The 26,466-nt window shown below is 68.8% G+C and carries 40 protein-coding genes, 1 pseudogene and 1 riboswitch; of the genes and pseudogenes, 39 read left to right on the forward strand and 2 right to left on the reverse strand.

The window, feature by feature from the left end:
• Positions 1–13: 13 nt before the first annotated feature.
• The 30 genes from rplB to truA all read left to right on the forward strand — a co-directional run bounded on the left by rplB (position 14) and on the right by truA (position 16,892).
• The gene (gene rplB / locus Ato02nite_RS22155) at positions 14–853 is read left to right on the forward strand and encodes a 50S ribosomal protein L2 (RefSeq protein ID WP_213008513.1); all 840 of its coding nucleotides are present in this window, start codon (positions 14–16) and stop codon (positions 851–853) included.
• 15 nt (positions 854–868) lie between these two features.
• Positions 869–1,150 (forward strand): 30S ribosomal protein S19, encoded by a 282-nt coding sequence (gene rpsS, locus Ato02nite_RS22160; RefSeq protein ID WP_014687760.1) that lies wholly within the window; start codon positions 869–871, stop codon positions 1,148–1,150.
• Between the two features lie 32 nt (positions 1,151–1,182).
• Complete coding sequence (rplV, locus tag Ato02nite_RS22165) at positions 1,183–1,656, forward strand: 50S ribosomal protein L22 (protein ID WP_213008514.1); 474 nt, start codon at positions 1,183–1,185, stop codon at positions 1,654–1,656.
• Positions 1,656–2,513, forward strand: coding sequence for a 30S ribosomal protein S3 (gene rpsC, locus Ato02nite_RS22170; protein WP_213008515.1), 858 nt, complete (start codon positions 1,656–1,658; stop codon positions 2,511–2,513). The genes rplV and rpsC overlap by 1 nt, the downstream gene beginning before the upstream one ends.
• A 3-nt stretch (positions 2,514–2,516) precedes the next feature.
• On the forward strand, positions 2,517–2,942 hold the full coding sequence (rplP, locus tag Ato02nite_RS22175; RefSeq protein ID WP_213008516.1) for a 50S ribosomal protein L16: 426 nt from the start codon (positions 2,517–2,519) through the stop codon (positions 2,940–2,942).
• Positions 2,942–3,175 carry a 50S ribosomal protein L29 gene (gene rpmC, locus Ato02nite_RS22180; RefSeq protein WP_213008517.1) on the forward strand — a complete coding sequence of 78 codons (234 nt, stop codon included), beginning with the start codon at positions 2,942–2,944 and terminating at the stop codon, positions 3,173–3,175. The genes rplP and rpmC overlap by 1 nt, the downstream gene beginning before the upstream one ends.
• Positions 3,172–3,447, forward strand: coding sequence for a 30S ribosomal protein S17 (rpsQ, locus tag Ato02nite_RS22185; protein WP_213008518.1), 276 nt, complete (start codon positions 3,172–3,174; stop codon positions 3,445–3,447). Before rpmC ends, rpsQ begins: the two co-directional genes overlap by 4 nt.
• Positions 3,448–3,538: 91 nt before the next feature.
• Positions 3,539–3,907, forward strand: a complete 369-nt coding sequence (rplN, locus tag Ato02nite_RS22190; protein ID WP_023358185.1) for a 50S ribosomal protein L14 — start codon at positions 3,539–3,541, stop codon at positions 3,905–3,907.
• Positions 3,904–4,224 (forward strand): 50S ribosomal protein L24, encoded by a 321-nt coding sequence (rplX, locus tag Ato02nite_RS22195; RefSeq protein ID WP_203730306.1) that lies wholly within the window; start codon positions 3,904–3,906, stop codon positions 4,222–4,224. Before rplN ends, rplX begins: the two co-directional genes overlap by 4 nt.
• Entirely contained in the window at positions 4,224–4,793 is a 570-nt protein-coding gene (gene rplE, locus Ato02nite_RS22200) for a 50S ribosomal protein L5 (RefSeq protein ID WP_203803141.1), read from the forward strand. Before rplX ends, rplE begins: the two co-directional genes overlap by 1 nt.
• 2 nt (positions 4,794–4,795) lie before the next feature.
• Positions 4,796–4,981 carry a type Z 30S ribosomal protein S14 gene (locus tag Ato02nite_RS22205; protein WP_014440734.1) on the forward strand — a complete coding sequence of 62 codons (186 nt, stop codon included), beginning with the start codon at positions 4,796–4,798 and terminating at the stop codon, positions 4,979–4,981.
• 72 nt (positions 4,982–5,053) lie between these two features.
• Entirely contained in the window at positions 5,054–5,461 is a 408-nt protein-coding gene (rpsH, locus tag Ato02nite_RS22210) for a 30S ribosomal protein S8 (RefSeq protein WP_213008519.1), read from the forward strand.
• Between the two features lie 13 nt (positions 5,462–5,474).
• Positions 5,475–6,014: a 50S ribosomal protein L6 gene (gene rplF, locus Ato02nite_RS22215; protein ID WP_213008520.1), complete on the forward strand. Its 540-nt coding sequence runs from the start codon at positions 5,475–5,477 to the stop codon at positions 6,012–6,014.
• Positions 6,011–6,406: a 50S ribosomal protein L18 gene (gene rplR / locus Ato02nite_RS22220; protein WP_281419772.1), complete on the forward strand. Its 396-nt coding sequence runs from the start codon at positions 6,011–6,013 to the stop codon at positions 6,404–6,406. The genes rplF and rplR overlap by 4 nt, the downstream gene beginning before the upstream one ends.
• Positions 6,407–6,419: 13 nt before the next feature.
• Positions 6,420–7,043 (forward strand): 30S ribosomal protein S5, encoded by a 624-nt coding sequence (gene rpsE / locus Ato02nite_RS22225; protein WP_213008521.1) that lies wholly within the window; start codon positions 6,420–6,422, stop codon positions 7,041–7,043.
• Entirely contained in the window at positions 7,043–7,225 is a 183-nt protein-coding gene (rpmD, locus tag Ato02nite_RS22230) for a 50S ribosomal protein L30 (protein WP_213008522.1), read from the forward strand. Before rpsE ends, rpmD begins: the two co-directional genes overlap by 1 nt.
• Entirely contained in the window at positions 7,225–7,668 is a 444-nt protein-coding gene (gene rplO / locus Ato02nite_RS22235) for a 50S ribosomal protein L15 (RefSeq protein WP_213008523.1), read from the forward strand. Before rpmD ends, rplO begins: the two co-directional genes overlap by 1 nt.
• A gap of 242 nt (positions 7,669–7,910) precedes the next feature.
• A complete protein-coding gene (secY, locus tag Ato02nite_RS22240; protein ID WP_203803129.1) occupies positions 7,911–9,257 on the forward strand; it encodes a preprotein translocase subunit SecY in 1,347 nt (448 codons plus the stop codon).
• 65 nt (positions 9,258–9,322) lie between these two features.
• Positions 9,323–9,976: an adenylate kinase gene (locus Ato02nite_RS22245; protein ID WP_213008524.1), complete on the forward strand. Its 654-nt coding sequence runs from the start codon at positions 9,323–9,325 to the stop codon at positions 9,974–9,976.
• Between the two features lies 1 nt (position 9,977).
• A complete protein-coding gene (map, locus tag Ato02nite_RS22250) occupies positions 9,978–10,811 on the forward strand; it encodes a type I methionyl aminopeptidase (protein ID WP_213008525.1) in 834 nt (277 codons plus the stop codon).
• 58 nt (positions 10,812–10,869) lie between these two features.
• Complete coding sequence (locus Ato02nite_RS22255; RefSeq protein WP_246607305.1) at positions 10,870–11,358, forward strand: DUF1707 SHOCT-like domain-containing protein; 489 nt, start codon at positions 10,870–10,872, stop codon at positions 11,356–11,358.
• A 23-nt stretch (positions 11,359–11,381) separates the two neighbouring features.
• On the forward strand, positions 11,382–12,002 hold the full coding sequence (locus Ato02nite_RS22260; RefSeq protein WP_246607306.1) for a DUF1707 SHOCT-like domain-containing protein: 621 nt from the start codon (positions 11,382–11,384) through the stop codon (positions 12,000–12,002).
• 252 nt (positions 12,003–12,254) lie between these two features.
• A complete protein-coding gene (gene infA / locus Ato02nite_RS22265) occupies positions 12,255–12,476 on the forward strand; it encodes a translation initiation factor IF-1 (RefSeq protein ID WP_007073013.1) in 222 nt (73 codons plus the stop codon).
• A 43-nt stretch (positions 12,477–12,519) separates the two neighbouring features.
• Complete coding sequence (gene rpmJ, locus Ato02nite_RS22270; protein WP_015619018.1) at positions 12,520–12,636, forward strand: 50S ribosomal protein L36; 117 nt, start codon at positions 12,520–12,522, stop codon at positions 12,634–12,636.
• A gap of 147 nt (positions 12,637–12,783) precedes the next feature.
• Positions 12,784–13,164 carry a 30S ribosomal protein S13 gene (gene rpsM / locus Ato02nite_RS22275; RefSeq protein WP_203816565.1) on the forward strand — a complete coding sequence of 127 codons (381 nt, stop codon included), beginning with the start codon at positions 12,784–12,786 and terminating at the stop codon, positions 13,162–13,164.
• Between the two features lie 17 nt (positions 13,165–13,181).
• Positions 13,182–13,589, forward strand: coding sequence for a 30S ribosomal protein S11 (gene rpsK / locus Ato02nite_RS22280; protein WP_014440747.1), 408 nt, complete (start codon positions 13,182–13,184; stop codon positions 13,587–13,589).
• A gap of 16 nt (positions 13,590–13,605) precedes the next feature.
• The gene (rpsD, locus tag Ato02nite_RS22285; protein ID WP_203803112.1) at positions 13,606–14,232 is read left to right on the forward strand and encodes a 30S ribosomal protein S4; all 627 of its coding nucleotides are present in this window, start codon (positions 13,606–13,608) and stop codon (positions 14,230–14,232) included.
• A 94-nt stretch (positions 14,233–14,326) separates the two neighbouring features.
• Entirely contained in the window at positions 14,327–15,349 is a 1,023-nt protein-coding gene (locus Ato02nite_RS22290) for a DNA-directed RNA polymerase subunit alpha (protein ID WP_020513615.1), read from the forward strand.
• Positions 15,350–15,385: 36 nt separating this feature from the next.
• Positions 15,386–15,952, forward strand: coding sequence for a 50S ribosomal protein L17 (rplQ, locus tag Ato02nite_RS22295; RefSeq protein WP_213008526.1), 567 nt, complete (start codon positions 15,386–15,388; stop codon positions 15,950–15,952).
• 124 nt (positions 15,953–16,076) lie between these two features.
• The gene (gene truA, locus Ato02nite_RS22300) at positions 16,077–16,892 is read left to right on the forward strand and encodes a tRNA pseudouridine(38-40) synthase TruA (protein WP_213008527.1); all 816 of its coding nucleotides are present in this window, start codon (positions 16,077–16,079) and stop codon (positions 16,890–16,892) included.
• Here truA and Ato02nite_RS22305 read toward each other — a convergent pair.
• Positions 16,889–17,722 carry a hypothetical protein gene (locus tag Ato02nite_RS22305; RefSeq protein ID WP_213008528.1) on the reverse strand — a complete coding sequence of 278 codons (834 nt, stop codon included), beginning with the start codon at positions 17,720–17,722 and terminating at the stop codon, positions 16,889–16,891. The two genes, truA and Ato02nite_RS22305, sit on opposite strands and share 4 nt — an antisense overlap.
• Positions 17,723–17,818: 96 nt before the next feature.
• Between Ato02nite_RS22305 and Ato02nite_RS22310 the strand changes: the two genes are divergently transcribed.
• The 9 genes and pseudogenes from Ato02nite_RS22310 to thiC all read left to right on the forward strand — a co-directional run bounded on the left by Ato02nite_RS22310 (position 17,819) and on the right by thiC (position 26,001).
• Positions 17,819–18,433, forward strand: a complete 615-nt coding sequence (locus Ato02nite_RS22310) for a class I SAM-dependent methyltransferase (protein ID WP_213008692.1) — start codon at positions 17,819–17,821, stop codon at positions 18,431–18,433.
• Between the two features lie 33 nt (positions 18,434–18,466).
• Positions 18,467–20,113, forward strand: coding sequence for an ABC-F family ATP-binding cassette domain-containing protein (locus Ato02nite_RS22315; protein ID WP_213008529.1), 1,647 nt, complete (start codon positions 18,467–18,469; stop codon positions 20,111–20,113).
• A 39-nt stretch (positions 20,114–20,152) separates the two neighbouring features.
• Positions 20,153–20,264, forward strand: a riboswitch (TPP riboswitch).
• Positions 20,233–20,871, forward strand: coding sequence for a thiamine phosphate synthase (locus tag Ato02nite_RS22320; protein WP_213008530.1), 639 nt, complete (start codon positions 20,233–20,235; stop codon positions 20,869–20,871). Its footprint overlaps the riboswitch before it by 32 nt.
• The gene (gene thiO / locus Ato02nite_RS22325) at positions 20,868–21,887 is read left to right on the forward strand and encodes a glycine oxidase ThiO (protein WP_213008531.1); all 1,020 of its coding nucleotides are present in this window, start codon (positions 20,868–20,870) and stop codon (positions 21,885–21,887) included. The genes Ato02nite_RS22320 and thiO overlap by 4 nt, the downstream gene beginning before the upstream one ends.
• Positions 21,887–22,090: a sulfur carrier protein ThiS gene (gene thiS, locus Ato02nite_RS22330; protein WP_203803080.1), complete on the forward strand. Its 204-nt coding sequence runs from the start codon at positions 21,887–21,889 to the stop codon at positions 22,088–22,090. Before thiO ends, thiS begins: the two co-directional genes overlap by 1 nt.
• Positions 22,087–22,836, forward strand: a complete 750-nt coding sequence (locus Ato02nite_RS22335; RefSeq protein ID WP_213008532.1) for a thiazole synthase — start codon at positions 22,087–22,089, stop codon at positions 22,834–22,836. The genes thiS and Ato02nite_RS22335 overlap by 4 nt, the downstream gene beginning before the upstream one ends.
• Positions 22,830–23,405: pseudogene (locus tag Ato02nite_RS22340) on the forward strand (thiamine phosphate synthase); the annotation flags it as partial. The gene Ato02nite_RS22335 and the pseudogene Ato02nite_RS22340, both read left to right, overlap by 7 nt.
• Before the next feature lie 200 nt (positions 23,406–23,605).
• Positions 23,606–24,364 carry a bifunctional hydroxymethylpyrimidine kinase/phosphomethylpyrimidine kinase gene (gene thiD / locus Ato02nite_RS22345; RefSeq protein ID WP_213008534.1) on the forward strand — a complete coding sequence of 253 codons (759 nt, stop codon included), beginning with the start codon at positions 23,606–23,608 and terminating at the stop codon, positions 24,362–24,364.
• 77 nt (positions 24,365–24,441) lie between these two features.
• Complete coding sequence (gene thiC, locus Ato02nite_RS22350) at positions 24,442–26,001, forward strand: phosphomethylpyrimidine synthase ThiC (protein WP_213008535.1); 1,560 nt, start codon at positions 24,442–24,444, stop codon at positions 25,999–26,001.
• On the opposite strand, the gene Ato02nite_RS22355 is transcribed toward thiC, so the two are convergent.
• Positions 25,989–26,429 (reverse strand): ribonuclease domain-containing protein, encoded by a 441-nt coding sequence (locus Ato02nite_RS22355; RefSeq protein WP_213008536.1) that lies wholly within the window; start codon positions 26,427–26,429, stop codon positions 25,989–25,991. The genes thiC and Ato02nite_RS22355 overlap by 13 nt on opposite strands.
• Between the last annotated feature and the right edge of the window lie 37 nt (positions 26,430–26,466).

A 26,466-nucleotide genomic window follows, 5' to 3' on the forward strand; every position in this document is an offset into this window, starting at 1 on the left:
GGGTTGTAAAACAATGGCTATCCGTAAGTACAAGCCGACCACGCCGGGCCGTCGCGGCTCGAGCGTCGCCGACTTCGCCGAGATCACCCGGTCGACGCCGGAGAAGTCTCTGCTGGTCCCGCTGCCCAAGAAGGGCGGCCGCAACGTTCACGGCCGGATCACCACCCGGCACCAGGGCGGCGGTCACAAGCGGCAGTACCGGCTGATCGACTTCAAGCGGGTCGACAAGGACGGCGTGCCGGCCAAGGTCGCGCACATCGAGTACGACCCGAACCGCACCTCCCGCATCGCACTGCTGCACTACGCCGACGGCGAGAAGCGCTACATCCTGGCGCCGAAGGACCTGAAGCAGGGCGACGCAGTGGAGTCGGGCCCGGGCGCGGACATCAAGCCGGGGAACAACCTGCCCCTGCGCAACATCCCGGTCGGTACGACGATCCACGGTGTGGAGCTTCGTCCCGGCGGTGGCGCCAAGCTGGCCCGTTCGGCCGGTGTCGGTATCCAGCTGCTCGGCCGTGAAGGTGCCTACGCCACGCTGCGTATGCCTTCCGGTGAGATCCGCCGGGTCGACATCCGTTGCCGTGCCACGGTCGGCGAGATCGGCAATGCCGAACAGTCGAACATCAACTGGGGCAAGGCCGGCCGCATGCGTTGGAAGGGCAAGCGCCCGACCGTCCGCGGTGTCGCCATGAACCCGATCGACCACCCGCACGGTGGTGGTGAGGGTAAGACCTCCGGTGGTCGCCACCCGGTCAACCCGGCTGGTAAGCCCGAGGGTCGTACCCGCCGCAAGGGCCAGGAGAGCGACAAGCTGATCGTTCGCCGCCGCTACGCCACCCGCAAGCGCGGGTAACGGGAGTAGAAGAAAATGCCTCGCAGCCTGAAGAAGGGCCCGTTCGTCGACGACCACCTGCTCAAGAAGGTGGAAGTCCAGAACGAGAAGAATTCCAAGAACGTCATCAAGACCTGGTCGCGGCGCTCGACGATCATCCCCGACATGCTCGGGCACACGATCGCCGTGCACGACGGGCGCAAGCACGTCCCGGTGTTCGTCACCGAGGCCATGGTCGGTCACAAGCTCGGCGAGTTCGCTCTGACCCGTACGTTCAAGGGTCACGAGAAGGACGACCGCAAGAGCCGTCGTCGCTAGTCAGTCCACGGACAAGAAAGGGGTCACAAGCGATGCCAGCAAAGAACGACGCTCCGGCGCTTCCGGGTAGCCGTGCGGTTGCCAAGCACGTCCGCATCTCGCCGAACAAGGCACGCCGTGTGGTCAACCTCGTCCGCGGACTGCCCGCGAAGGAGGCTCTGACCGTCCTGCAGTTCGCCCAGCAGTCGGCGAGCGAGCAGGTCTACAAGGTGCTCGCCAGCGCGATCGCCAATGCGGAGAACAACGAGCGGCTCGACCCCGACGCACTCCTCGTGAGCGAGGCGTTCGTCGACGAGGGTCCGACGCTCAAGCGTTTCCGTCCGCGGGCGCAGGGCCGGGCGTACCGGATCCGTAAGCGCACCTGCCACATCACGATCGCCGTCGAGGCGGTCGAGGTCGCACGGCCGGCCAAGAAGGCCGCCGCGGCGAAGAAGGCAGCGCCGGCCAAGGCCGCGCCGGCCGCTTCGTCGGAGACCACGTCCCAGACCACGGAGGAGTCCGAGTAATGGGCCAGAAAGTTCACCCCACCGGATTCCGGCTCGGCATCTCCACCGACTGGAAGAGCCGCTGGTTCGCGGACAAGCTCTACAAGGACTACATCGGCGAGGACGTCAAGATCCGCCGCATGATGTCCAAGGGCCTCGAGCGTGCCGGCATCTCCAAGGTGGACATCGAGCGCACCCGTGACCGGGTTCGTGTCGACATCCACACCGCCCGGCCGGGCATCGTTATCGGCCGTAAGGGCGCGGAGGCCGACCGGATCCGCGGCGAGCTGGAGAAGCTCACCGGCAAGCAGGTCCAGCTGAACATTCTCGAGGTGAAGAGCCCCGAGTCGGACGCTCAGCTGGTGGCGCAGGGTGTGGCCGAGCAGCTGTCCTCCCGGGTCAGCTTCCGCCGCGCGATGCGCAAGGCCATGCAGTCGGCCATGAAGAACCCGATCTGCAAGGGCATCCGGGTGCAGGTCTCCGGTCGCCTCGGCGGCGCGGAGATGAGCCGCACGGAGTTCTACCGTGAGGGTCGCGTTCCGCTGCACACGCTGCGGGCGAACATCGAGTACGGCTTCTTCGAGGCCCGTACCACGTTCGGCCGGATCGGCGTGAAGGTCTGGATCTACAAGGGCGACGCCGTTCCGGGCCGCGAGGCTGTGGCCGAGGCTCCCGCGCGTCCGCGCCGGGACCGGGCCGACCGCCCCGAGCGTCCGCGTCGTGGCCGTTCCGGTTCGTCCGGCACGACCGCTGGTGGCACCGAGGCCGGCCGCGCCGCGGCGCAGGCCCGCACCGGCGACACCCCGACCGGCGAGAACACGAACGACGCCGCGGTCGACGCGGCTCCGGCCGTGGCCGAAACGCAGCAGGAGGGCTGACACATGCTGATGCCGCGTAAGCCCCCGAAGGGCTTCCGCAAGCCGCACCACCCGGACCGCCACGGCGCGTCCAAGGGCGGCAACCGGGTCGTCTTCGGCGAGTTCGGTATCCAGGCGCTGGAGCCCGCGTACGTGACCAACCGGCAGATCGAGTCGGCCCGTATCGCGATGACTCGTCACATCAAGCGTGGCGGCAAGGTCTGGATCTCGGTCTTCCCGGACCAGGCGCTGACCAAGAAGCCGGCCGAAACCCGCATGGGTTCCGGTAAGGGTTCTCCCGAGTGGTGGGTGGCGAACGTCAAGCCGGGACGCATTCTCTTCGAGATGTCGTTCCCGAACGAGACGATCGCGCGCGAGGCGATGCGCCGCGCGATCCACAAGCTCCCGATGAAGTGCCGCATCGTTACACGCGAAGTGGGTGAAAACTGATGGCAGCGGGCGTTAAGGCCGGCGAGCTGCGCGAGCTTTCCGGCGAAGAGCTGGTCTCGCGTCTCCGTGAGGCCAAGGCGGAGCTGTTCAACCTTCGCGTGCAGGGTGCGACCGGGCAGCTCGACAACCACCGTCGGCTTCAGGTCGTCCGTAAGGACATCGCGAAGATCTACACGATCATGCGTGAACGCGAGCTGGGGCTCTCGGTTGCGCCGGATGAGGTGACCGCATGAGTGAAGAGAGCACGACTCCGGTTCGCGCGACCCGCAAGGTTCGCGAGGGCCTGGTGGTCAGCGACAAGATGGACAAGACCGTCGTCGTCGAGGTCGAGGACCGCGTCAAGCACGCCCTCTACGGCAAGGTTCTGCGCCGCACCCGCAAGCTCAAGGTGCACGACGAGCAGAACGCGTGCGGTATCGGCGACCGGGTCCTCCTGATGGAGACCCGTCCGCTCTCCGCCACCAAGCGGTGGCGGGTCGTGGAGATCCTCGAAAAGGCCAAGTGAGTGCGTCGGGCCGGCCCTCGGTCGGCCCGACTCACCTAGTTCCGCCAAGCTTCGCCAAGGTGCGAAGAACTGGCAGACATAGGAGACCCCAGTGATCCAGCAGGAGTCGCGACTGCGTGTCGCCGACAACACGGGTGCACGTGAGATTCTGTGCATCCGCGTGCTCGGTGGCTCCGGCCGCCGCTACGCGAGCATCGGCGACGTCATCGTGGCCACGGTCAAGGACGCCATCCCCGGTGCCGGTGTGAAGAAGGGTGACGTCGTCAAGGCGGTCATCGTCCGCACCGCCAAGGAGCGTCGGCGTCCGGACGGCTCGTACATCCGGTTCGACGAGAACGCCGCCGTCATCATCAAGGACGGTGGGGACCCCCGCGGTACCCGCATCTTCGGCCCGGTCGGCCGCGAGCTGCGTGACAAGCGGTTCATGAAGATCATCAGCCTGGCGCCGGAGGTGCTCTGACCGTGAAGATCAAGAAGGGCGACACGGTCGTCGTCATCGCCGGTAAGGACAAGGGCGCCAAGGGCAAGGTCATCGCGGCCTACCCGACGCGGGACAAGGTCCTGGTCGAGGGCGTCAACCGCGTCAAGAAGCACGAGCGCATCCGCACGACGCAGCGCGGGTCGAAGACCGGCGGCATCGTGACCCAGGAAGCCGCGATCCACATCTCGAATGTGCAGATCGTGGACGACCAGGGCAAGCCGACGCGGATCGGCTACAAGGTCGACGAGAACGGCAACAAGGTCCGTATCGCGCGTACGACCGGTAAGGAACTCTGATGACTGCCGCTACCGAGACCAAGACGCTGCCGCGCCTCAAGCAGAAGTACCGCGCTGAGGTCGTGAGCGGGCTCAAGGAGCAGTACAACTACGCCAACCCCATGCAGATCCCCGGCCTGGTCAAGGTCGTCGTGAACATGGGTGTCGGCGAAGCGGCCCGCGACGCCAAGCTGATCGACGGCGCGGTCCGTGACCTGACCACGATCACCGGTCAGAAGCCGCTGGTCCGCCGGGCCACCAAGTCCATCGCCCAGTTCAAGCTGCGCGAGGGCATGCCGATCGGCGCGAAGGTCACCCTTCGCAACGACCGGATGTGGGAGTTCCTGGACCGGCTGCTGTCCATCGCGCTGCCGCGTATCCGTGACTTCCGCGGGCTCGACGGTCGCAAGCTGGACGGCCACGGCAACTACACGTTCGGCCTGACCGAGCAGTCGGTGTTCCACGAGATCGATCAGGACCGGATCGATCGCACCCGGGGCATGGACATCACCGTGGTCACCACGGCCAAGACCGACGACGAGGGCCGGGCGCTGCTCAAGCTCCTGGGCTTCCCGTTCAAGGAGAACTGAGCATGGCTAAGAAGGCGCTGATCATCAAGGCGGCCGCGAAGCCGAAGTTCGCCGTGCGTGCCTACACCCGCTGCCAGAAGTGCGGTCGCCCGCACTCGGTCTACCGCAAGTTCGGCCTGTGCCGGGTCTGCGTGCGGGACATGGCCCACCGTGGTGAGCTGCCCGGCGTGTCCAAGGCTTCCTGGTAACCGAGAGAAATACCGCTTCGCCGTAGGCCTGGCCAGTCCGGGAACCCCGGCGAGAAAGGTTGACGAATACCCATGACGATGACGGACCCGATCGCAGACATGCTCACGCGTCTGCGAAACGCCAACCAGGCGTACCACGACAAGGTGACGATGCCCTTCTCGAAGATCAAGGCGAACATCGCCGAGGTCCTCAAGGCCGAGGGCTACATCGCCTCCTGGACGGCTGAGGAGCCCGAGGAAGGCGCTGTCGGCAAGCGTCTGGTCGTTGAGCTCAAGTACGGCCAGAGCCGCGAGCGCAGCCTCGCCGGCATCAAGCGCGTTTCCAAGCCCGGTCTCCGGGTGTACGCCAAGTCCGACGAACTCCCACGGGTGCTCGGCGGCCTGGGCGTCGCGATCATTTCGACGTCCCAGGGACTGCTGACCGACAAGCAGGCCCGCAAGCGGAGCGTTGGCGGGGAAGTCCTCGCCTTCGTCTGGTAACGGGAGATCTGACATGTCGCGAATCGGACGTAAGTCGATCCCGGTCCCGGCCGGCGTCGACGTCACCATCTCGGGCCAGACCGTCAAGGTCAAGGGCCCCAAGGGCGAGCTCTCGCACGTCGTCGCCGAGCCGATCACGGTGGAGCAGGACGGCAGCGAGCTGCACGTCAACCGCCCCAACGACGAGCGCAAGGCCAAGGAACTGCACGGTCTCTCTCGTACCCTGGTCGCCAACATGATCGTCGGCGTCACCGAGGGCTACAAGAAGACCCTGGAGATCAACGGCACCGGTTACCGCGTGACCGCCAAGGGCAAGGACCTCGAGTTCGCCCTGGGCTTCTCGCACCCGGTCAACGTGCCCGCGCCGGACGGCATCACCTTCTCGGTGGAGCGGCCGACGCAGTTCACCGTCGCCGGCATCGACAAGCAGCTCGTCGGCGAGGTTGCCGCTAACATCCGGAAGATCCGCCCGCCGGAGCCCTACAAGGGCAAGGGCGTCAAGTACCAGGGCGAGGTCATCCGCCGCAAGGCTGGAAAGGCAGGTAAGAAGTGACCGCCACGCTGCTCAAGCGCCGCAATGGCGGCGGTGTGTCCGCCGCGCGGGCCGTCGGCAAGGCGCGTCGGCACTTCCGGGTCCGCAAGAACGTCCGCGGCACCGCCGAGCGTCCCCGTCTGGTCGTCACCCGGTCTTCGCGGCACATCACCGCGCAGATCATCGACGACCTCAAGGGCCACACGCTCGCTTCGGCCTCCACTCTCGACGCCTCGATCCGGGGCAACGAGGGTGACAAGAGCGCACTGGCCGGCAAGGTCGGCGCGCTCCTTGCCGAGCGGGCCAAGGCCGCCGGCGTGTCCAAGGTCGTCTTCGACCGGGGTGGCAACAAGTACGCGGGGCGGATCGCCTCGCTGGCTTCTGCTGCCCGTGAAGCCGGACTCGAGTTCTAGGAGGAATTGACCAATGCCTGGTCAGCAGCGCCGAGGCGGCGGGTCCGGCGGTAACACCGAGGGTGGCAACCGCCGGGACAACCGTCGTGAGGGCGGCCGCGGCAACGCGCCCGTCGACAAGACCCCGCATCTCGAGCGGGTCGTCGCCATCAACCGTGTTGCCAAGGTCGTCAAGGGTGGTCGTCGCTTCAGCTTCACCGCCCTGGTGATCGTGGGCGACGGCGACGGCACCGTCGGCATCGGCTACGGAAAGGCCAAGGAGGTGCCCGCGGCCATCGCCAAGGGCGTCGAAGAGGCCAAGAAGCACTTCTTCAAGGTCCCGCGGATCGGTGCGACCATTCCGCACCCGATCATCGGTGAGGCCGCCGCGGGTGTCGTGCTCCTCAAGCCGGCGTCGGCTGGTACCGGTGTTATCGCCGGTGGCCCGGTGCGCGCCGTGCTGGAGTGCGCCGGCATCCACGACATCCTGTCGAAGAGCCTCGGCTCGTCGAACCCGATCAACATCGTGCACGCGACGGTGGCCGCGCTCAAGGGCCTCGAGTCGCCGGAGATGGTCGCGGCTCGCCGTGGCCTGCCGGTCGAGGACGTGGCCCCGGCCGCCATGCTGGCAGCGCGCGCGGAAGCGGCGGTGCGGTGATGGCTCGTCTGAAGGTCACCCAGGTCCGGTCCGCTATCGGCCGTAAGCAGAACCAGCGGCACTCGCTGCGGTCGCTCGGGCTGAAGCGCATCAACGATGTGGTGGTCAAGGAAGACCGTCCCGAGATTCGGGGCATGATCTTCGCCGTCAACCACCTCGTGAGTGTTGAGGAGGTCGAGTAATGGCGATCAAGGTCCACCACCTGCGCCCGGCACCCGGAGCCAAGACTGCCAAGACCCGCGTGGGTCGTGGTGAGGGCTCCAAGGGCAAGACCGCCGGTCGCGGTACCAAGGGTACGAAGGCCCGTTACCAGGTTCCGGCCCGCTTCGAGGGTGGGCAGATGCCCATTCACATGCGTCTGCCGAAGCTCAAGGGCTTCAAGAACAAGAACAAGGTCGTCTTCCAGGTCGTGAACCTGGACCGCCTCGCCGAGCTGTTCCCGAACGGCGGCGAGGTCGGCCCGATCGAGCTCGTGGAGGCCGGCGCGGTCCGCAAGGGCCAGCTGGTCAAGGTCCTCGGCTCGGGCGAGCTGGGCGGCGTGTCGCTGACGATTACGGCGCACGCGTTCAGTGAGTCGGCCAAGGAGAAGATCGCAGCCGCCGGTGGTTCCGCCACCGAGCTGTGAGGCTTGTGGGGGTGCTCGCCCGGGCGCCGAAAAACGCGTCGCCCGGGCAGCATCCCCTTTGTGGCGTCTGACCAGCCATTTCATCGGCTGGGAAGTTGCCTACCCGCAGTGACCGCTACCGCGACTCACTGCGGCGCTCCAAGACTGTTAGAGTCCGTTCCCAGCTAGGGATATCGGTCGTCCGGACCGATGCCTTCCCCCATCCGCCGGATACGGCGGTAACCTCGCGCAGGAGGAAGAAGTTGCTCTCCGCCTTTACCAGTGCGTTCCGGACGCCTGACCTGCGCAAGAAACTGCTGTTCACAGTTGCGATCATCGCTCTGTACCGGCTAGGTGCCACCTTGCCCAGCCCAGGTGTGTCCTACACCAACGTGCAGACGTGCCTGAAAGCTGTGAGCGACGCCGATGCCGGCGGCGGTGTGCTGAACCTGCTGAATCTGTTCTCCGGCGGCGCGCTCCTGCACCTGTCGGTCTTCGCGCTCGGCATCATGCCGTACATCACCGCGTCGATCATCCTGCAGCTGCTCACCGTCGTGATCCCCCGCCTCGAACAGCTCCGCAAGGAGGGCCAGTCCGGCCAGGCGAAGATCACGCAGTACACCCGGTACCTGACGCTCGGCCTGGCGATCCTGCAGTCCTCTGCGTTCGTCGCGCTTGCGCGTACCGGTCAGCTGTTCGGCAACGCCTGCGACCAGAGCGACCCCTCGATGCAGATCGTCCCGGAGAACACCGGGCTGCCGATGTGGCTCACGCTCAGCATCCTGGTACTGACCATGACTGCCGGCACCGGCGTGGTGATGTGGCTCGGTGAGCTGATCACCGACCGCGGCGTCGGCAACGGCATGTCGGTTCTGATCTTCACCTCGATCGCGGCTCGCCTCCCCGGTGAGGGCTGGACGATCAAGGAAACCAGCGGCGTCGGCAAGTTCTTGCTCGTCATCGGTCTTGTTCTGGTCATCATCTGCCTCGTGGTCTTCATCGAGCAGGCCCAGCGCCGGATCCCCGTCCAGTACGCGAAGCGCATGATCGGCCGCCGGATGTACGGCGGCACGTCGACCTACATCCCCCTCAAGGTCAACCAGGCCGGTGTCGTCCCGGTCATCTTCGGTTCGTCGCTGCTCTACCTGCCGCAGCTGTACCTGCAGTTCTTCGACCAGAACAACCTCAAGGGCTACCAGATCTGGATCCAGAAGTGGCTTGCCGACCCGACGAGCATGCTCTACATCGGCGTCTACTTCTTCCTGATCATCTTCTTCACGTACTTCTACGTCTCGATCACGTTCAACCCGACCGAGGTCGCGGACAACATGAAGAAGTACGGTGGTTTCGTACCGGGTATCCGTCCGGGCAAGCCGACCGCCGACTACCTGGACTTCATCCTCAGCCGAATCACCCTCGCGGGGGCGCTCTACCTCGCCGTGATCTCGGTTCTGCCGAACTTCTTCTTCATCTGGCTCAATCAGCAGCAGTACCAGAACTTCCCGTTCGGTGGTACGGCAGTGCTGATCATGGTTGGTGTGGGTCTGGAGACGGTGAAGCAGATCGAGAGCCAGCTGATGCAGCGCAACTATGAAGGGTTCCTCCGGTAGTGGCGATGCGGAGCCGGGGGGCTCATGCGTCGAGGATCTCAACTCACCTAAGCGAGGCGATGTAGGTGCGGCTGGTGCTGGTGGGCCCTCCGGGGGCCGGCAAGGGGACCCAGGCTGAGTTCATCGCCGCGCACCTGGCCGTACCGAAGATCTCGACCGGAGACATCTTCCGGGCGAACGTCTCGCAGGGCACGCCGTTGGGCGTGGAGGCCAAGCGGTACATGGACGCTGGGCAGCTGGTTCCGGACGAGGTGACCATCAACATGGTCCGGGACCGGCTGGCCGAGCCGGACGCCGGTGACGGCTTCCTGCTCGACGGTTTCCCGCGCACGGTGCCGCAGGCGTCGGCGCTGGACAAGCTGCTGGCCGACCTCGGCACCGCACTGGACCTGGTGATGGAGCTCGTGGTCGACGACGACGAGGTGATCCGGCGGCTCTCGGGCCGCCGGACCTGCCGTGGTTGCGGCAAGATCTGGCACGTCGAGTTCGACCCGACCAGCAAGGACAACATCTGCGACCGGTGCGGCTCCGAGCTGTTCCAGCGCGACGACGACAAGGCCGAGACGATCGGCAACCGCCTGGTGGAGTACGCCGAGAAGACCGCGCCGCTGGTCGACTTCTTCGGCGCACAGGGCAAGCTGGTCGGTATCGACGCGACCGGGCCGGTCGAGGACGTCACGGTGCGCGCCATCGACGCCCTGCGGTCCTACGGGGGCTGACGTGCGTCGCCCGCAGCTGGATATTCAGCTGAAGACCCCCGAGCAGATCGAGAAGATGCGCGGCGCCGGCCTGGTCGTCGCCGCCGCGCTGGACGCCATGCGGGACGCGGTGGCGCCCGGTGTCTCGACGGCCGACCTCGACGCCATCGCCGAAAAGATCATCCGAGACGCCGGGGCGATCCCGTCGTTCAAGGGCTACCACGGTTTCCCGGCCTCGATCTGTGCCTCGGTCAACGAGCAGGTCGTCCACGGCATCCCGGGCACCGGCCAGATCCTCGCCGAAGGTGACCTGATCTCGCTGGACTGCGGCGCGATCCTGGAGGGCTGGCACGGCGACTCGGCCATCACGGTCGGCGTCGGCGAGACCGATCCGGCGCTGCTGAAGATGGCCGTGGTCGCCGAGGACGCCATGTGGGCGGGCATCGCCGCCGCGGCGCGCGGTGCCGCGAACGGCCGGGGCCGGCTCACCGACATCTCGTTCAACGTGGAGAAGACGGTCCGCAAGGCCGGCCGATACGGCATCGTCGACGGTTACGGCGGCCACGGCATCGGCACGGAGATGCACCAGGACCCGCACGTGCTCAACCACGGCAAGCCCGGCAAGGGCCCGCGCCTGGAGCCCGGACTGTGCCTGGCCATCGAGCCGATGATCACGATGGGTTCGCCGCGGACGCACGAGCTCTCCGACGGCTGGACCGTGGTGACCCGGGACGGCTCCTTCGCGGCGCACGTCGAGCACACCATGTGCCTGCTCGACGACGGGGTCTGGGTGACCACCGCGGTCGATGGTGGCCGCGCCCGGCTGGGCGACCTGGTCACCGCACGCCAGCCCTGATCCGGCCCGCGCTGACCTGACCTACCGGTCCTGGTGCCCATCGGGCATGCTGGGACGCATGGGGCGGGAGGACATGCGGGCCGGCGACGGTGACCGCAAAGCGGTTTCCGATCAGCTGAAGACGGCACTCGACGAGGGCCGCCTGGACCTGAGTGAGTACGACGAGCGACTCCAGCGGACGTACGCGGCCAAGACCTTCGCCGATCTGGACGGTCTGCTTTCCGACCTGCCCGGCACGGTGCCCGTGCAGCACTCTCAAATCCAGCCTGCCGCTGCCGCGACCCCGGCGGGTGCACCGGTGTCACCTCCGCACTCGCCGGGCCGTCAGATCGCTCAATGGGCCGGTCCGTACGCCGGCGTCATTCTGGTCTGCACTCTGATCTGGCTGATCACCAGCGTGAGCGCCGGCCACCTGACCTACTTCTGGCCGGTCTGGATGCTGATCCCGCTGATTCTCGGCGTCACCGGCCAGGCCTTCGGCGGCGGTGGAACCGGTGGCCGGGACCGGGACCGGAACCGGGACCGGAACCGGAACCGGAAGCGTTGACGCGGGAACGCACCATGGGTGACATGAGCCGGGAGCAGATGCGGGCCGCCGACGCGGATCGGCAGCTGGTCGCGGACCAGTTGAAGTCGGCGCTCGAGGAGGGCTGGCTCGATCTGGGCGAGTACGACGAGCGCCTGCAGCGGGCGTACGCGGCAAGGACCTATGGCGACCTCGACCGCTTGCTGACCGACCTGCCGAACGCCGCACCGGTCGTTCCGGCCCCGCCGCAGGCGGTGGCGGTGCCGGCGGAGAGTGCCACCCGCAGCTGGCTCGCCCACGTCTGGGGCCCTTACCTGCGGGCGGCCGCGTTCTTCACGTTGATCTGGGCGGCCGGTTCATTCTTCTCGACCGACAGCGACGCGTCGTCCTACTGGCCGGTCTGGATTCTCGCGCCGTGGGGGGTGCTGGCGCTGTTACGCACGGTGTCCGGCTTAATCCAGGGCGAGCCGCGCAAGCACGCCGCGGCGGAGGCGCACCGGCAGTTGCTGCGCGAGCACCGGCAGGAGCGCAAGAGGGTCTACCGGCAGGCGATCGCGGCGGGGGAGCTGCCGCCCAACCCGACGAAGGATCAGCGCAAGGCGTTCATCGCGGAGGCGACCCGTCGCGGTGATCTAGCCCCGAAGCCCCGTCTTCCCGAGCAGTAACGGCGTCTTTGTCGGGTTTTGACCCCCTCGACACACCCGACCCCGGGTTAGGGACACCTCGGTTTGGCGTGGCAGATGCGGCGCGCGTACACTGGCTAGCTGGCGCGCAGCGTCCACTCCCGCATGTCTTCAGCGCTTCGAGGGCAGCGGGTGCCGCGGCTGGTCCGAGCTGATTCGGTTCTCGTAACTGAGTGTGTCTCGGGTATGGCGCTGCATGCTAGCCCCGAACCCCAGTGTCAGGTAGCGGAGGACATGCCAAAGAAAGACGGAGCTATCGAGATCGAGGGCCGAGTGATCGAGCCCCTGCCGAACGCCATGTTCCGCGTGGAGCTCGCGAATGGTCACAAGGTGCTGGCTCACATCTCCGGCAAGATGCGGCAGCACTACATCCGCATCCTTCCCGAGGACCGGGTCGTCGTGGAGCTTTCGCCCTACGACCTGACCCGTGGGCGCATTGTCTACCGCTACAAGTAGCTAGGGCGGGGAGTCCCGTCCGTTCTGAGAGTTAAGGCAAACCGTGAAGGTCAAGCCGAGCGTCAAGCGGATCTGCAACAACTGCCGGGTCATCCGGCGGCACGGGCGCGTCATGGTCATCTGCAAGACCGACGCGCGCCACAAGCAGCGCCAGGGTTAGTCCCGGCTGCCAGATCCGGCACTGAACAAAGCTCGTCCCGGCCGTCGTAAAGGCGGCTGTACCCCTGGTCGGAGGCCAGGGCCCGCCCGGGCAGGCGGGGTGGGAGGGGCACAGACCTCCGAACGATTCTGAGGAGTACGCCCACTTATGGCTCGACTCGTCGGCGTCGATCTGCCTCGCGAAAAGCGGATGGAGATCGCGCTCACCTACATCTACGGGATCGGTCGCACCCGTTCCGTTGAGGCATTGACCGCAACGGCTATTGACCTGAACAAGCGCGCCAAGGACCTCACGGACGAGGAGCTGGTACAGCTCCGGGAGTACATCGAGGGCAATTTCAAGGTTGAAGGTGACCTTCGCCGCGAGGTCGCCGCGGACATCCGCCGCAAGGTGGAGATCGGCTGCTACGCCGGCATCCGCCACCGCCGGGGTCTCCCCGTGCGGGGTCAGCGCACCCGGACCAACGCGCGTACGCGCAAGGGCCCGAAGCGCACGGTTGCCGGTAAGAAGAAGCCCGGTCGGAAGTAATAGGAGCGCACTGACTTATGCCACCGAAGGCACGCGCAGGGGCCGCAGTAAAGAAGGTCCGGCGCAAGGAACGCAAGAACGTCGCCCACGGGCAGGCGCACATCAAGAGCACCTTCAACAACACCATCGTGTCGATCACCGACCCGACCGGTGCGGTCATCTCCTGGGCCTCGTCCGGCCAGGTGGGCTTCAAGGGCTCTCGCAAGTCGACCCCGTTCGCCGCGCAGCTGGCCGCCGAGGCCGCCGCTCGCCGGGCGATGGAGCACGGCATGCGCAAGGTCGACGTGTTCGTCAAGGGCCCCGGCTCCGGCCGGGAGACCGCGATTCGTTCGCTGCAGGCCGCCGGCCTCGAGGTCGGGCAGATCTCCGACGTCACGCCGCAGCCGCACAACGGTTGCCGTCCGCCGAAGCGTCGTCGGGTCTGAGGGAGAGACAGAAGCAATGGCTCGTTACACAGGTGCGGACTGCAAGCGCTGCCGCCGCGAGAAGATGAAGCTGTTCCTCAAGGGCAGCAAGTGCGACGGGCCGAAGTGCCCGTTCGAGTCGCGTCCCTTCCCGCCCGGCCAGCACGGCCGTGGTCGGACCAAGGAGACCGAATACCTGCTCCAGCACCGCGAGAAGCAGAAGGCCCGCCGCGTCTACGGCGTGCTCGAGAAGCAGTTCCGCGGTTACTACGAGGAGGCTGTCACCAAGCCCGGCAAGACCGGTGAGGTGCTGCTGCAGATCCTCGAGTCGCGTCTCGACAACGTCGTCTACCGGGCCGGCCTCGCGCAGTCCCGGGACATGGCCCGGCAGCTGGTCAAGCACGGCCACTTCCTGGTCAACGGCGTCAAGGTGGACATCCCGTCCTACCGCGTCAAGGAGCACGACATCGTCACGACCCGGGAGAAGTCGAAGGAGATGACTCCCTTCGTCGTCGCCCAGGCTCAGGCCGGGTCCCGGACGGTGCCGGCTTGGCTCGAGCCGATCCCGAGTGAGTTCAAGATTCTGGTGCACTCGCTCCCGGCCCGCGCTGTCATCGACACGCAGGTCCAGGAGCAGCTGATCGTCGAGCTTTACTCCAAGTAAGGCTCTTTGGGATGCCGGCCCTTCACCGGGCCGGCATCCCAAAAACTTGAGACGGCCATCAAATAGTGGGTGGCCTGACAGAAAGAAGAAACGCGTGCTCATCAGCCAGCGGCCGACCCTCTCGGAGGAGTCGCTCTCGGAGACCCGCTCCCGGTTCACCATCGAGCCTCTGGAGCCGGGCTTCGGCTACACCCTCGGTAACTCGCTGCGGCGGACCCTGCTGTCGTCCATCCCGGGCGCGGCGGTCACCAGCATCAAGATCGACGGCGTGCTGCACGAGTTCACCACGATCCCCGGTGTCAAGGAGGACGTGGTCGAGCTCGTCATGAACGTCAAGGAGCTCACCGTCAGCTCCGAGCACGACGAGCCGGTCAGCATGTACCTGCGCAAGCAGGGCCCGGGCGACGTCACCGCCGGTGACATCCAGCCCCCGGCCGGTGTGTCCGTGCACAACCCCGACCTGAAGCTGGCCACGCTCAACAGCAAGGGCCGGCTCGACATGGAGCTCACCGTCGAGCGGGGCCGTGGCTACGTCACGGCGGCGCAGAACAAGAACACCGGCGCTGAGATCGGCCGCATCCCGGTCGACTCGATCTACTCGCCGGTCATGAAGGTGACCTACCGCGTCGAGGCGACCCGTGTCGAGCAGCGCACCGACTTCGACCGCCTGATCATCGACGTCGAGTCGAAGGCGTCCATCTCGCCCCGCACCGCGCTGGCGTCGGCCGGTTCGACCCTGGTCGAGCTGTTCGGTCTCTGCCGCGAGCTGGACGAGACCGCCGAGGGCATCGACATCGGCCCGTCCCCGCAGGACGCGCAGCTCGCTGCCGACCTGGCCCTGCCGATCGAGGAGCTGGACCTCACCGTCCGGTCGTACAACTGCCTCAAGCGCGAGGGCATCAATAGCGTGGGCGAGTTGATAGGGCGTACGGAGGCCGACCTTCTGGACATCCGGAACTTCGGCCAGAAGTCCATCGACGAGGTCAAGATGAAGCTCGCCGGAATGGGCCTGGGACTCAAGGACAGCGCGCCGTCCTTCGACCCGGCGCACGTCGTGGATTCGTTCGGCGACGTGGACTACGACACCGACGACTACCGCGAGACCGAGCAGCTGTAAGCTCTGGCGCCGCGCCATCCACAAGGAGCATCCGAAATGCCCACGCCCACCAAGGGTCCCCGCCTCGGCGGCAGCCCGTCGCACGAGAAGCTCATCCTGGCCAACCTGGCCACCGAGCTCTTCCGGCACGGGAAGATCAAGACCACCGAGACGAAGGCCAAGCGGCTCCGTCCGCTGGCTGAGCAGCTCATCACGAAGGCCAAGCGCGGCGACCTGCACGCCCGTCGCCGGGTGCTGACCGTCGTGAAGGACAAGGACGTCGTGTACGCCCTGTTCGAGCAGATCGCTCCGCGGTACGGCAACCGGCCGGGTGGCTACACCCGGATCACCAAGACCGGCCCGCGCAAGGGTGACGCCGCTCCGATGGCCGTCATCGAGCTGGTCGAGGAGCTCGAGGTCGTGGCCACCACCGCGCCCGCCAAGAAGGCGGCGCGCAAGGCCGCGGCGCAGCAGGACAAGGTCGAGGCCCTGGCTCGCGAGGACGAGGCCCCCGCGGCCGCCGCCCCCGCGGCTGAGGCCGAGCCGGACCAGGACGCCGAGGCACCGGAGAACGCTTCCGGTGACAAGGGCGCCGAGGACCAGGACAACGACAACAAGGCCTGATCTGCCTTCAGAGCGCCCGGCACCCTTGGTGCCGGGCGCTCTTTTCATGAGTACGGACCCGGGACAGTGCCGCCTCGACCGCCCCGGCGCCGTCGTCGGTCGCGGCCGAGAACGGGAGTTTCGCGTGAAGGAATCCATCCGCCTGCGACTCGACGTCTCCTACGACGGAGCCGAGTTCTCGGGGTGGGCCGCGCAGCCGGGCCGGCGCACGGTGGCCGGCGTGCTGGTGGAGGCCCTGAAGCGGCTGGTCGGCGTGGAAACTCCGCTGGGCCTCACGGTGGCCGGCCGGACCGACGCCGGCGTGCATGCGACCGGTCAGGTGTGCCACATCGACCTGCCGGCCGAGGCCTGGACCGAGCTGGAAGCATCGCTGCTGCGGCGGCTCGCCGCCCTGATGCCGCCGGACGCCCGGGTTCGCGTGATCACCCCGGTGCCGGACACCTTCGACGCCCGGTTCTCGGCGACCTTCCGGCGCTACGAGTACCGGGTCTCGGACACCACCTGGGGACCGGAGCCGCTGCGCCGGCACGACACCCTCGGCTGGGTGCGTCCCCTGGACCTGGACCGGCTCAACGCGGCCGCGGCCGGGCTGGTGGGGGAGCACGACTACGCCGCGTTCTGCAAGCGCAAGGAGCACGCCACCACGATCCGGGCGATCAACCGGCTGGACTGGCGGCGGGAACCGGACGGGGTCTGCGTGGCCACCGTGCAGGCCGACGCGTTCTGCCAGGCCATGGTGCGCAGCCTGGTCGGGGCGATGCTGACGGTGGGCGACGGGCGGCGCGAACCGGACTGGCCCGCGAAACTGCTCACGCTGCGGGAACGGTCCAGCGAGGTGACCGTGGCCCCGGCGCACGGGCTCACCCTGGTCGCGGTCGGTTACCCGGCCGAGGCCGAATACGCGGCCCGCGCCGACGCCACCCGGCGACTGCGCGCCTAGGCGCTGGCCGCCCGCCGGCCCAGGACCGTGGTGCCCAGGTAGGCGTCGACCAGGTCGCCGGTGATCTGAACGGCCACCGGGTCGTCGCTGGTCACCAGCGTCCCGTCGGAACGGGTGATCACGCAGTAGAGCAGGTAGTGCCCGCGGGTCCGCCAGCCCACCTGCGAGGTCGGCAGCGCGTCCGGATCGGTACGGGCGGCCGGCAGCGTCGCGAAGTTGCCGTCGCCGGTCTCCACCATCTGCCGGAGTTGCTCGTCCACGTTCCCGGCCCCGCCCGCGTCGGCCAGGTTGAACAGGCCGGCGGTCACCTCGTAGCCGGCGTACGGCGCGGTCAGCCCGGCCCGGACCACCTGGCTGCACCCGTGCGCGACCAGCAGCGCGCCCAGTTCGCCGGTGGTGGCCGTACGGCAGTCGGCGTCGGTGTGGGTCAGGCTGATCCGGTAGGGCCGGGCCGCGGGCGGCAGCACCTCGCGTTGATCGGGGAAGACCTCCTCGACCGTGAGCGGTGCGGTGTCCACCGATCGGGAGGCGAGCAGACCGGCCTGATAGGGGTCGGTCGCCGCCTCGATGCCGGGCCGGCGTCCGCCGGCGAGCGCGAAGAACGCGGTCATCGCCACCAGGCCCAGCAGGATGAGCGCGGCCAGCCCGCGGACCAGGAACTGCGCGGTGCGTTCCGGCTCGCGCTGCGCCCGCCGGCGTGGCCGCCGCCCGGTGCGCGGCGCGGGCCGGTGCTGGCCGGTCCCCATGCCGCCCATGCCACGGACGAACAGGGCGAGACCGCCGCGAGCGGCCGAGCGGTGTTCGTAGCGGGGAGGGGTCCCGTACAGCATGCATTTAACGCTAGGAGCGCATGGTGATCGATGAACGCACTGGTTGTGCGGCACCCCGGTGGCCGTGACCCGTTGTGGCGGCGGCAAACTGGCGAGGTGACCGCCGAGCATTACTTCACTGCCGAACCGTCCGCGCCGGCCGAGCGTGGAGAGATCGCGTTCAACGCCGCGGGCCGCGACTACACCCTGGTCGTGGCGTCCGGTGTCTTCTCGGCCGGCCGGCTCGACCCCGGCACCGCCGTGCTGCTGCGCAAGGGCGGGCTCCCGGACGCCGCTACCACCGGCGTGTTCCTCGACCTGGGCTGCGGCTACGGGCCGATCGCGAGCGTGCTGGCCACCGAGTCACCGCAGGCGACGGTGTGGGCGGTCGACGTGAACTCGCGGGCCCGGGAACTGACCGAGGAGAACGCGAAACGGCTCGGCCTGACCGACCGGGTGCGGGTGGCCGCGCCCGACGACGTACCCGCGGAAGTTGTCTTCGATCAGATCTGGAGCAACCCGCCGACGCACGTCGGCAAGGCCGAGTTGCACGCGCTGCTCGAGCGCTGGCTGCCCCGGCTCGCCCCGGACGGGGTGGCCTGGCTGGTGATCAACCGGCACCTCGGCGGTGACTCGCTGCACACCTGGCTCGTCGGCCTCGGCTGGGGAGTCGAGCGGATGGCCAGCCAGAAGGCCTATCGCGTGCTGCGGGTGCGGCGGAAAACCGGCTGACCGCAGCGCCCGCGAACGGAAGAATGCCTCCCCATGGGTTATGTGGACGTCGCCGGGGCCGGATTTGTGCTGCCCGACGGCCGGGAGCTGTTCGCCGACGTGTCGTTCCGGGTCGGTGAGGGTGCCAAGGTTGCGCTGGTCGGGCCGAACGGGGCCGGCAAGACCACGCTGCTGCGACTGGTGGCCGGCGATCTGCCGACCCAGACCGGGAGCATCGCGCGGTCCGGCGGGCTGGGCGTGATGCGCCAGTTCATCGGCATGATCGGCGACGACCGTACCCTGGAAGATCTTGCTCTTTCCCTGGTCGAACCGCCCCTGTGGGCGGCCGGCGAGCGGCTCGCCGCGGCCGCCGCGGCCCTCGACGAGAGCGAGCGCAGCCAGCTCGCCTACGCCAATGCCCTCGCGGTCTGGGGCGAGGTCGGCGGTTACGACGTCGAGGTGCTGTTCGACACCGTGGCCGTGGCGATCCTCGACCGGCCATGGGAAAAGGTGCGGCACCGTCCGGTCCGGACACTCTCCGGCGGCCAGCAGAAACGGTTCGCGCTCGACCTGCTGCTGCGCGGGCGTGACGAGGTGCTGCTGCTCGACGAGCCGGACAACTTCCTCGACGTGCCGGGCAAACGCTGGCTCGAACAGCGGCTGCGGGAGTCGCCGAAATCGGTGCTGTTCGTCTCGCACGACCGGGAGTTGCTGGCCCAGACCGCGAGCCGGGTGGTGGCGGTCGAGGGCGGCAGCGCCTGGACCCATCCGGGCGGCTTCGCCTCGTGGCACGAGGCCCGGGTGAACCGGCACGAGAAGCTCGAGGAAAATCGCCGGCGCTGGGACGAGGAGCATCAGAAGCTGCGCGAGCTGATGTTCATGTACAAGCAGAAGGCCGCCTACAACTCCGATATGGCCTCTCGATATCAGTCGGCGCAGACCCGACTGCGACGGTTCGAGGAGGCCGGGCCGCCGCCGCTGCCGCCCAAGGAGCAGTCGCTGCGGATGAACCTGCGCGGCGGCCGCACCGGCAAGCGGGCGGTGATCTGCGAGCAGCTCGAACTGGAAAACCTCACCTTCCCGTTCGACCTGGAGATCTGGTACGGCGATCGGGTCGCGGTGCTGGGCGCCAACGGCACCGGCAAGTCGCACTTCCTGCGCCTGCTCGCGGCCGGTGGCAGCGATCCCGAGGCGGAGAACAAGCCGGTCGACGGCGCGCCGCTCGCCTACGTGGCGCACGACGGGGTGGCCCGGCTCGGCGCCCGGGTGCGTCCGGGGCACTTCTCGCAGACCCACGACCGGCCCGAGCTGGTGGACCGCACGCTCGTCGAGATCCTCTGGCGGGGCGACGACCACCGGTCCGGGATGGATCGGGCCGGGGCGATGAAGGCGCTCAACCGGTACGAGCTGGCCGGGCAGGGTGACCAGCGGTTCGGCACGCTCTCCGGCGGGCAGCAGGCGCGGTTCCTGGTGCTGATGCTCGAGCTGTCCGGTGCGACTCTTCTGCTGCTGGACGAGCCGACGGACAACTTGGACCTGGCGTCGGCGGAAGCGCTGGAAGAGGGCCTGCGGCAGTTCGAGGGGACGGTGATGGCGGTCACCCACGACCGCTGGTTCACCCGCTCCTTCGACCGCTTCGTGCTGTTCCAGGGCGACAACGAGGTGGTCGAGACTCCGGAGCCGGTCTGGGACGTTAGGTAGCGCGACTCGCCCGCGGACGGTTATGGTCCGAGGCGAAAGACAAAACCCCACGGGAGTCCGGTGCACCGGGCTGAGAGGGGGGCCGATGCAGCCCCCGACCGTCGAACCTGATCCGGATCATGCCGGCGCAGGGAGGAGCGTTTGTTGTGTTTCCTCGGCTGCACATCATCACCGACTCGCTCGACGTGGTTCGCGGGGCGGTCGGGCACGGGCCGGTCGCCATTCAGGTCCGGGTCAAGACGGGTGATCGGGACGCTTATCAATTGACCGTCGCGGCGCTTGCGCTGTGCCGGTCAGCCGGGGCGTTGTGCCTGGTCGACGACCGGGTCGGGGTGGCCCTAGCGGCCGGGGCGGACGGCGTGCACGTGGGCGCCGAGGACCTCCCGGTGGCGGCGGCGCGGCGGGTGCTCGGGCCGGCCGCGATTCTCGGCGCGACCTGTCGGGACCCGGACTCGGCGCGGGCGGCGGTGGCCGACGGCGCCACCTACCTGGGCGTGGGGCCGGTGTTCGCGACCTCCACCAAGATCGGGTTGCCTCCACCGATCGGGCCGGGCGGGCTCGCGGCCGTGGTCGCTGCGGTGCCGGGCATTCCGGTTATCGCGATCGCCGGGATCACCGCGGCCCGGATCGCCGCCGGTCTGCCGGGATACGGGGTCGCCGCGATCTCGGCGATCGCCGCCGACCCGGCCGCGGCAACCATCGAATTTTTGCGCGTGCTCGCTTTCCGCGACGGCGTTGCGGCCGGAGGTGCGGCGTGACTCGCGGTGGGGCGGTCGCGGTCGTCGGTGGCGGGATCATCGGGCTCTCGATCGCCTGGCGGTTGCTGCGCGGTGGTGCCGACGTCGTCGTGCTCGACGACGGTGAGCCGGGCGCCTGGTTCGTTGCGGCCGGGATGCTCGCGCCCGGTGGCGAAGCCGCTTACGAGGAGCCGTACCTGGCTCGGCTTCTGGAGTTGTCGAACGAGCGCTGGCCTTCGTTCGCTGCCGAGCTGGGGGTGGACGTCGGCTATGACGATGCGGGGACGCTCAGTCTGGCGATGACCGCGGACGATCTGGCCGACGCCGCCCGGGTCTGGACCCGGCAGAAACTGCCGCTGCTGCGGCCGTCCGAGCTGCGGGAACGGGAACCGGCGCTGTCGCCGCGGGTGCGGGCGGGCGTGTACGCGGCGGCCGAGCGGCAGGTGGATCCGCGCCGGGTGGTGGCGGCCCTGCGCGAGCGGCTGGCCGGGCGCATCGTGCACAAGCGGATCGACGAGCTGTCCGAGGTGGACGCGGCGACCGTGATCGTCGCGGCCGGCTGCGGGACGGCCGCCCTGACCGGGCTGCCGGTGCGGCCGGTCAAGGGCCAGGTGTTGCGGCTGCGCGGGGAACCGGGGCTGCTGCGGCACGTGCTCGACGCGGCTGTCGACGGCCGGCATGTCTACCTGGTGCCGAGACGGGACGGCGAGATCGTGGTCGGTGCCACCCAGGAGGAGCGCACCGATCGGACGGTCACCGCCGGCGGCGTCCACGACCTGCTGCGGGCCGCCCTCGAACTCGTGCCCGACCTGGCCGAATGCTCGTTGGTCGAGACCACCGTGGGCCATCGACCGGGCACGCCGGACAACGCGCCGCTGCTCGGCCGGCTCGGCGACGACGGCCGGGTGATCGTGGCGGCCGGACACCACCGCAACGGGGTGCTGCTCGCGCCGATCACCGCCGACCTGATCGCCGGTCTGGTGCTGGACGGGGTCGCGGATCCGCTGCTCGATCACTTCGCTCCGGGGAGGTTCTGATGCGGTTGACGGTCAACGGACGGGAGCATCTCGAAAGCGGGGACGGGCTGTCCGTGGCGGCTCTCGTCGAACGGCTCACCGAGGCCCGCCGCGGGGTGGCGGTGGCGGTCAACGGGACCGTCGTCCCCCGCAGCACCTGGGACGATGCCCGGCTCGCGGACGGCGACGCGGTCGAGGTGCTGACCGCGGCGCAGGGGGGATGACGATGTTCTTCGGAGAGAGTCGCCTCATCCTCGGCACCGGCGGGGCGAACAGCCTCAGCGCGCTGGAGGAAGCGATCCGCGCCTCCGGCACCGAGCTGGTCACCGTGGCGCTTCGCCGGGTCGACGCGGCCGGGCCGGGATTGCTGCCGATGCTCGACCGGCTCGGCGTGCGGGTGCTGCCGAACACGGCCGGCTGCTACACGGCCGGCGATGCGATCAAGACGGCTCACCTGGCCCGGGACGCGTTCGAGACCGACCTGATCAAGCTGGAGGTGATCGGTGACGAGCGGACCCTGCTGCCGGACGGGGTCGAGCTGCTCGCGGCGGCCGAGAAACTGGTGACGGACGGGTTCACCGTGCTGCCGTACACCACCGACGACCCGATCCTGGCTCGCCGTCTCGCCGATGTCGGGTGCGCCGCGGTGATGCCGGCCGGCTCGCCGATCGGTTCCGGCCTGGGCATCTCCAATCCGCACCACATCCGGCTCATCCGGCAGTCGGTGGAGATCCCGGTGATTCTCGACGCGGGGATCGGTACGGCTTCGGACGCGGCGCTCGCCATGGAGTTGGGCTGCGACGCAGTGCTCATCGCGAGCGCGATCACCCGGGCCGACGACCCGGCCGGGATGGCGGCGGCGATGCGGCACGCGGTCGCCGGTGGGCGGCTCGCCCACGAGTCGGGGCGGATACCGCGCCGTTTTCACGCGGTCGCGTCCACCTCGGACGACGGGCTGGCGCGATGGTGACGCCGAGCGGTCTGGTGCTGCTCACCGACCGCCGGCTCGCCGCCGGCCCGCTCACCCGGGTGGTCGCGCGGGCGGTCCGCGGCGGCGCCGCGTGGGTCATTCTGCGGGAACGCGATCTGCCGTACGCCGAGCGAAGGGCGCTCGCCTTGGCCCTGCGTGACCTGTTGCCGCCCGGCCGGCTGATCGTGGCCGGGCCGGACCCGCTCGGCGCGGACGCGGTGCATCTGGCCGAGGCGGATCCGCTGCCGGCGGCCGGGGTGTCGCTGATCGGCCGCTCCCGGCACGACCTGCCCGGTCTGTCCATCGAGGACTATGTGACGCTGTCGCCGATCTTCGCGACGTCGAGCAAGCCCGGGCACGGGCCGGCGCTCGGCCCGACCGGCGCGGCCCTGCTGGCGGGCGACGTGCCGTGGCTGGCCCTGGGCGGGATCGACTCGCCGTCGCGGGCCGCGGCCTGCGCCGCGGCCGGGGCACACGGGATCGCCGTGATGGGCGCGATCATGCGGGCCGAGGATCCGGAGGGCCTGACCCGAACGCTCGCGTCGGCCTTCGGCGCGGCCCGTTCGGCCCGCGCTGCCGGCGGATCCGGCGACCTGCCCACCCGGGAGATCTCCCAGGACCACGACGTCCGGCCGACGGCCGCGGCGATAGCGGCCGGCGCCTCGGGATCGGCGCGGCCCGGCGGTTCCGCCCGCCCGGTCGGAGCCGTCCGCCCGGCACCACCGCCCGCGGCCCACCGCCGCGGCCCGACCGGACCGGGAGGCCGCCGGTGACGCCGCCGGTCGTGTTGACCATTGCCGGGTCGGATTCCGGTGGGGGCGCGGGGATTCAGGCCGATCTCAAGACGTTTGCCGCGCTCGGTGCCTATGGGACGTCCGTCATCACCGCCGTCACCGCGCAGAACACGCTCGGGGTCACCGCTATTCATCCGGTGCCGGTGGATGTCGTCGCGGCGCAGCTGGACGCGGTGCTGGCCGACTTCTCGGTGGCGGCCGTGAAGGTCGGCATGATCGGGGATCGGGCCGTCGCCGAACTGCTGCTCGATCGTGCGGCGCGGCTGCCGAACCTGGTTGTCGACCCGGTGCTGGTGGCCACCTCGGGGGCGCGGCTCGCCGCGGCTGCTTCCGTGGCACCGCTCCTCGCGTACCCCTGTGTTGTCACGCCGAATCGGCACGAAGCCGCCGCCCTCACGGAAAGCCCGTGCGAGACGGCCGAGGAAATGATCGCGGCGGCCGTGCGGCTCGCCGCCGGCGGGCCGCGTGCGGTGGTGGTGACCGGCAGCGAGCTCGCGATGGACGTGCTGCATTACGACGGGGAGACGTCGGTGCTGCGCGGTGAACCGGTGAAAACCCTCAACAATCACGGGTCGGGGTGCACCTTCTCCTCGGCGGTGGCGGTGCGGCTGGCGCTCGGTGACGACGTGCCCTCGGCCGTGCTCGCCGCCAAGAAGTACGTGACCGCCGCGCTGGCCGGCGGTCGTTCGTGGCGGCTGGGCGCCGGGCCCGGTCCGCTGAATCACTTCGTCTGACGGTGTCGCGCTCGGCCCGGTCCGGGGATTCGTGCTGCCGTCGCCCGTCCGATTAGTGCCGATTTGGGGAGGAAAAGATGAGGCGGAAGGTGTACGTCGAGGGCGCGCGCCCCGAGCTGCGGGTGCCGTTCACCGAGATCGGGTTGAGCGACGAGTCCTCGGTGCGGTTGTACGACACGTCGGGACCGGGCAGTGACCCGGAGGTCGGGTTGCCGCCATTGCGTTCGGGATGGAGCCATGGGCGTACCCAATTGGGGTTTGCCCGGTCCGGGGTTGTCACACCGGAAATGGAGTTCGCCGCGATCCGGGAGGGAGTGTCCCCGGAATTCGTGCGGGACGAGATCGCCGCCGGGCGGGCCGTGCTGCCGGCCAATCGGAACCATCCGGAATCGGAGCCGATGGTGATCGGGGCGCGGTTCCTCGTGAAGGTCAACGCGAACATCGGCACCTCGGCCGTGACGTCGTCGGTCGCCGAGGAGGTGGAGAAGCTGACCTGGGCCACCCGGTGGGGCGCGGACACCGTGATGGACCTGTCGACCGGGCCGAGGATCCACCAGACCCGGGAGGCGATCATCCGGAATTCGCCGGTGCCGATCGGAACGGTGCCGATCTATCAGGCTCTGGAAAAGGTCAACGGCGACCCGATCAAGCTGACCTGGGAACTGTTCCGGGACACCGTCATCGAGCAGGCCGAACAGGGCGTCGACTACATGACCGTGCACGCCGGGGTGCTGCTGCCGCACGTGCCGCTGGCGGCCGAGCGGGTCACCGGCATCGTCTCGCGCGGCGGCTCGATCATGGCGGCCTGGTGCCTGGCCCATCACCAGGAGAACTTCCTCTACACGAACTACGAGGAGCTGTGCCGGATCTTCGCGGAGTACGACATCACGTTCTCGCTCGGTGACGGGCTGCGGCCGGGGTCCATCGCGGACGCGAACGACGAGGCGCAGTTCGCCGAGCTGCGCACCCTCGGCGAGCTGACCCACCTGGCCTGGGAGCACGACGTGCAGGTCATGGTCGAGGGGCCGGGCCACGTGCCGATGCACAAGATCAAGGAGAACGTCGACCTGCAGGTCGAGCTGTGCGGCGGGGCACCGTTCTACACGCTCGGGCCGCTCACCACCGACATCGCGCCGGCCTACGACCACATCACGTCGGCCATCGGGGCGGCGATGATCGGGATGTTCGGCACCGCGATGCTCTGCTATGTCACGCCCAAGGAGCACCTCGGGCTGCCCAACCGAGACGACGTCAAGGCCGGGATGATCGCCTACAAGATCGCGGCGCACGCGGCCGACCTGGCCAAGGGGCATCCGGGAGCGCAGGACTGGGACGACGCGCTGTCCAAGGCTCGGTTCGAGTTCCGCTGGGAGGACCAGTTCGAACTGGCGCTGGACCCGGGGACCGCGCGGGCGTTCCACGACGAGACGCTGCCGGCCGCGGGGGCCAAGACGGCCCACTTCTGCTCGATGTGCGGGCCCAAGTTCTGTTCGATGAAGATCTCGCACGAGTTGCGGGCGCAGGGGATGCGCGACAAATCGGACGAGTTCCTCTCGTCCGGCGGAAAGGTCTATGTGGAGGTGCAGGCGGGGCCCGCTTCTCTGGAGGCCCCGCCTGCGGCCGCTCAGAGCTTGTAGAAGTTCACGTAGTGGTCCGGCGTGAACCAGGTCTCCTTTGTCGAGCGATTTACGACAATTCGGTACGCGTCGCGACCTGCGCCGCGGGCGCGCGAGTACACGTCGTACTCGTTGTAGTTCGCGTTCGCCGGGAGCTGGCCCTCGCGGTTCTGGAACGTACCGCCGGTGTAGTTGTACTGGCCGTACGGCCAGGAGTACCAGCCCGCGGCGGTCGGCCAGCCGAGCGAGCTCCAGCCGGTGCGGGCCGTGCGGGCCGCCGAACAGCGGGAGATGGTGCAGGTCGAGTAGACCGCGGCCTGGGCGGCGGAGGTGTGCGTCGGCGCGACCACGGCCGGCGCCACCAGGCCGGTGCCGGACACGGCGAAGACGAGAGCTAGGCCGGCGAGGAACCGGCCGAGGCGGGTGCGGGGTTGCCGGTCAGTAACCATGATCGGACTCCGATGCCGTCGAAGGGGGTCGGGGTTG

It is taken from the genome of Paractinoplanes toevensis (genome assembly GCF_018332695.1).
Lineage (GTDB): Bacteria > Actinomycetota > Actinomycetes > Mycobacteriales > Micromonosporaceae > Actinoplanes > Actinoplanes toevensis.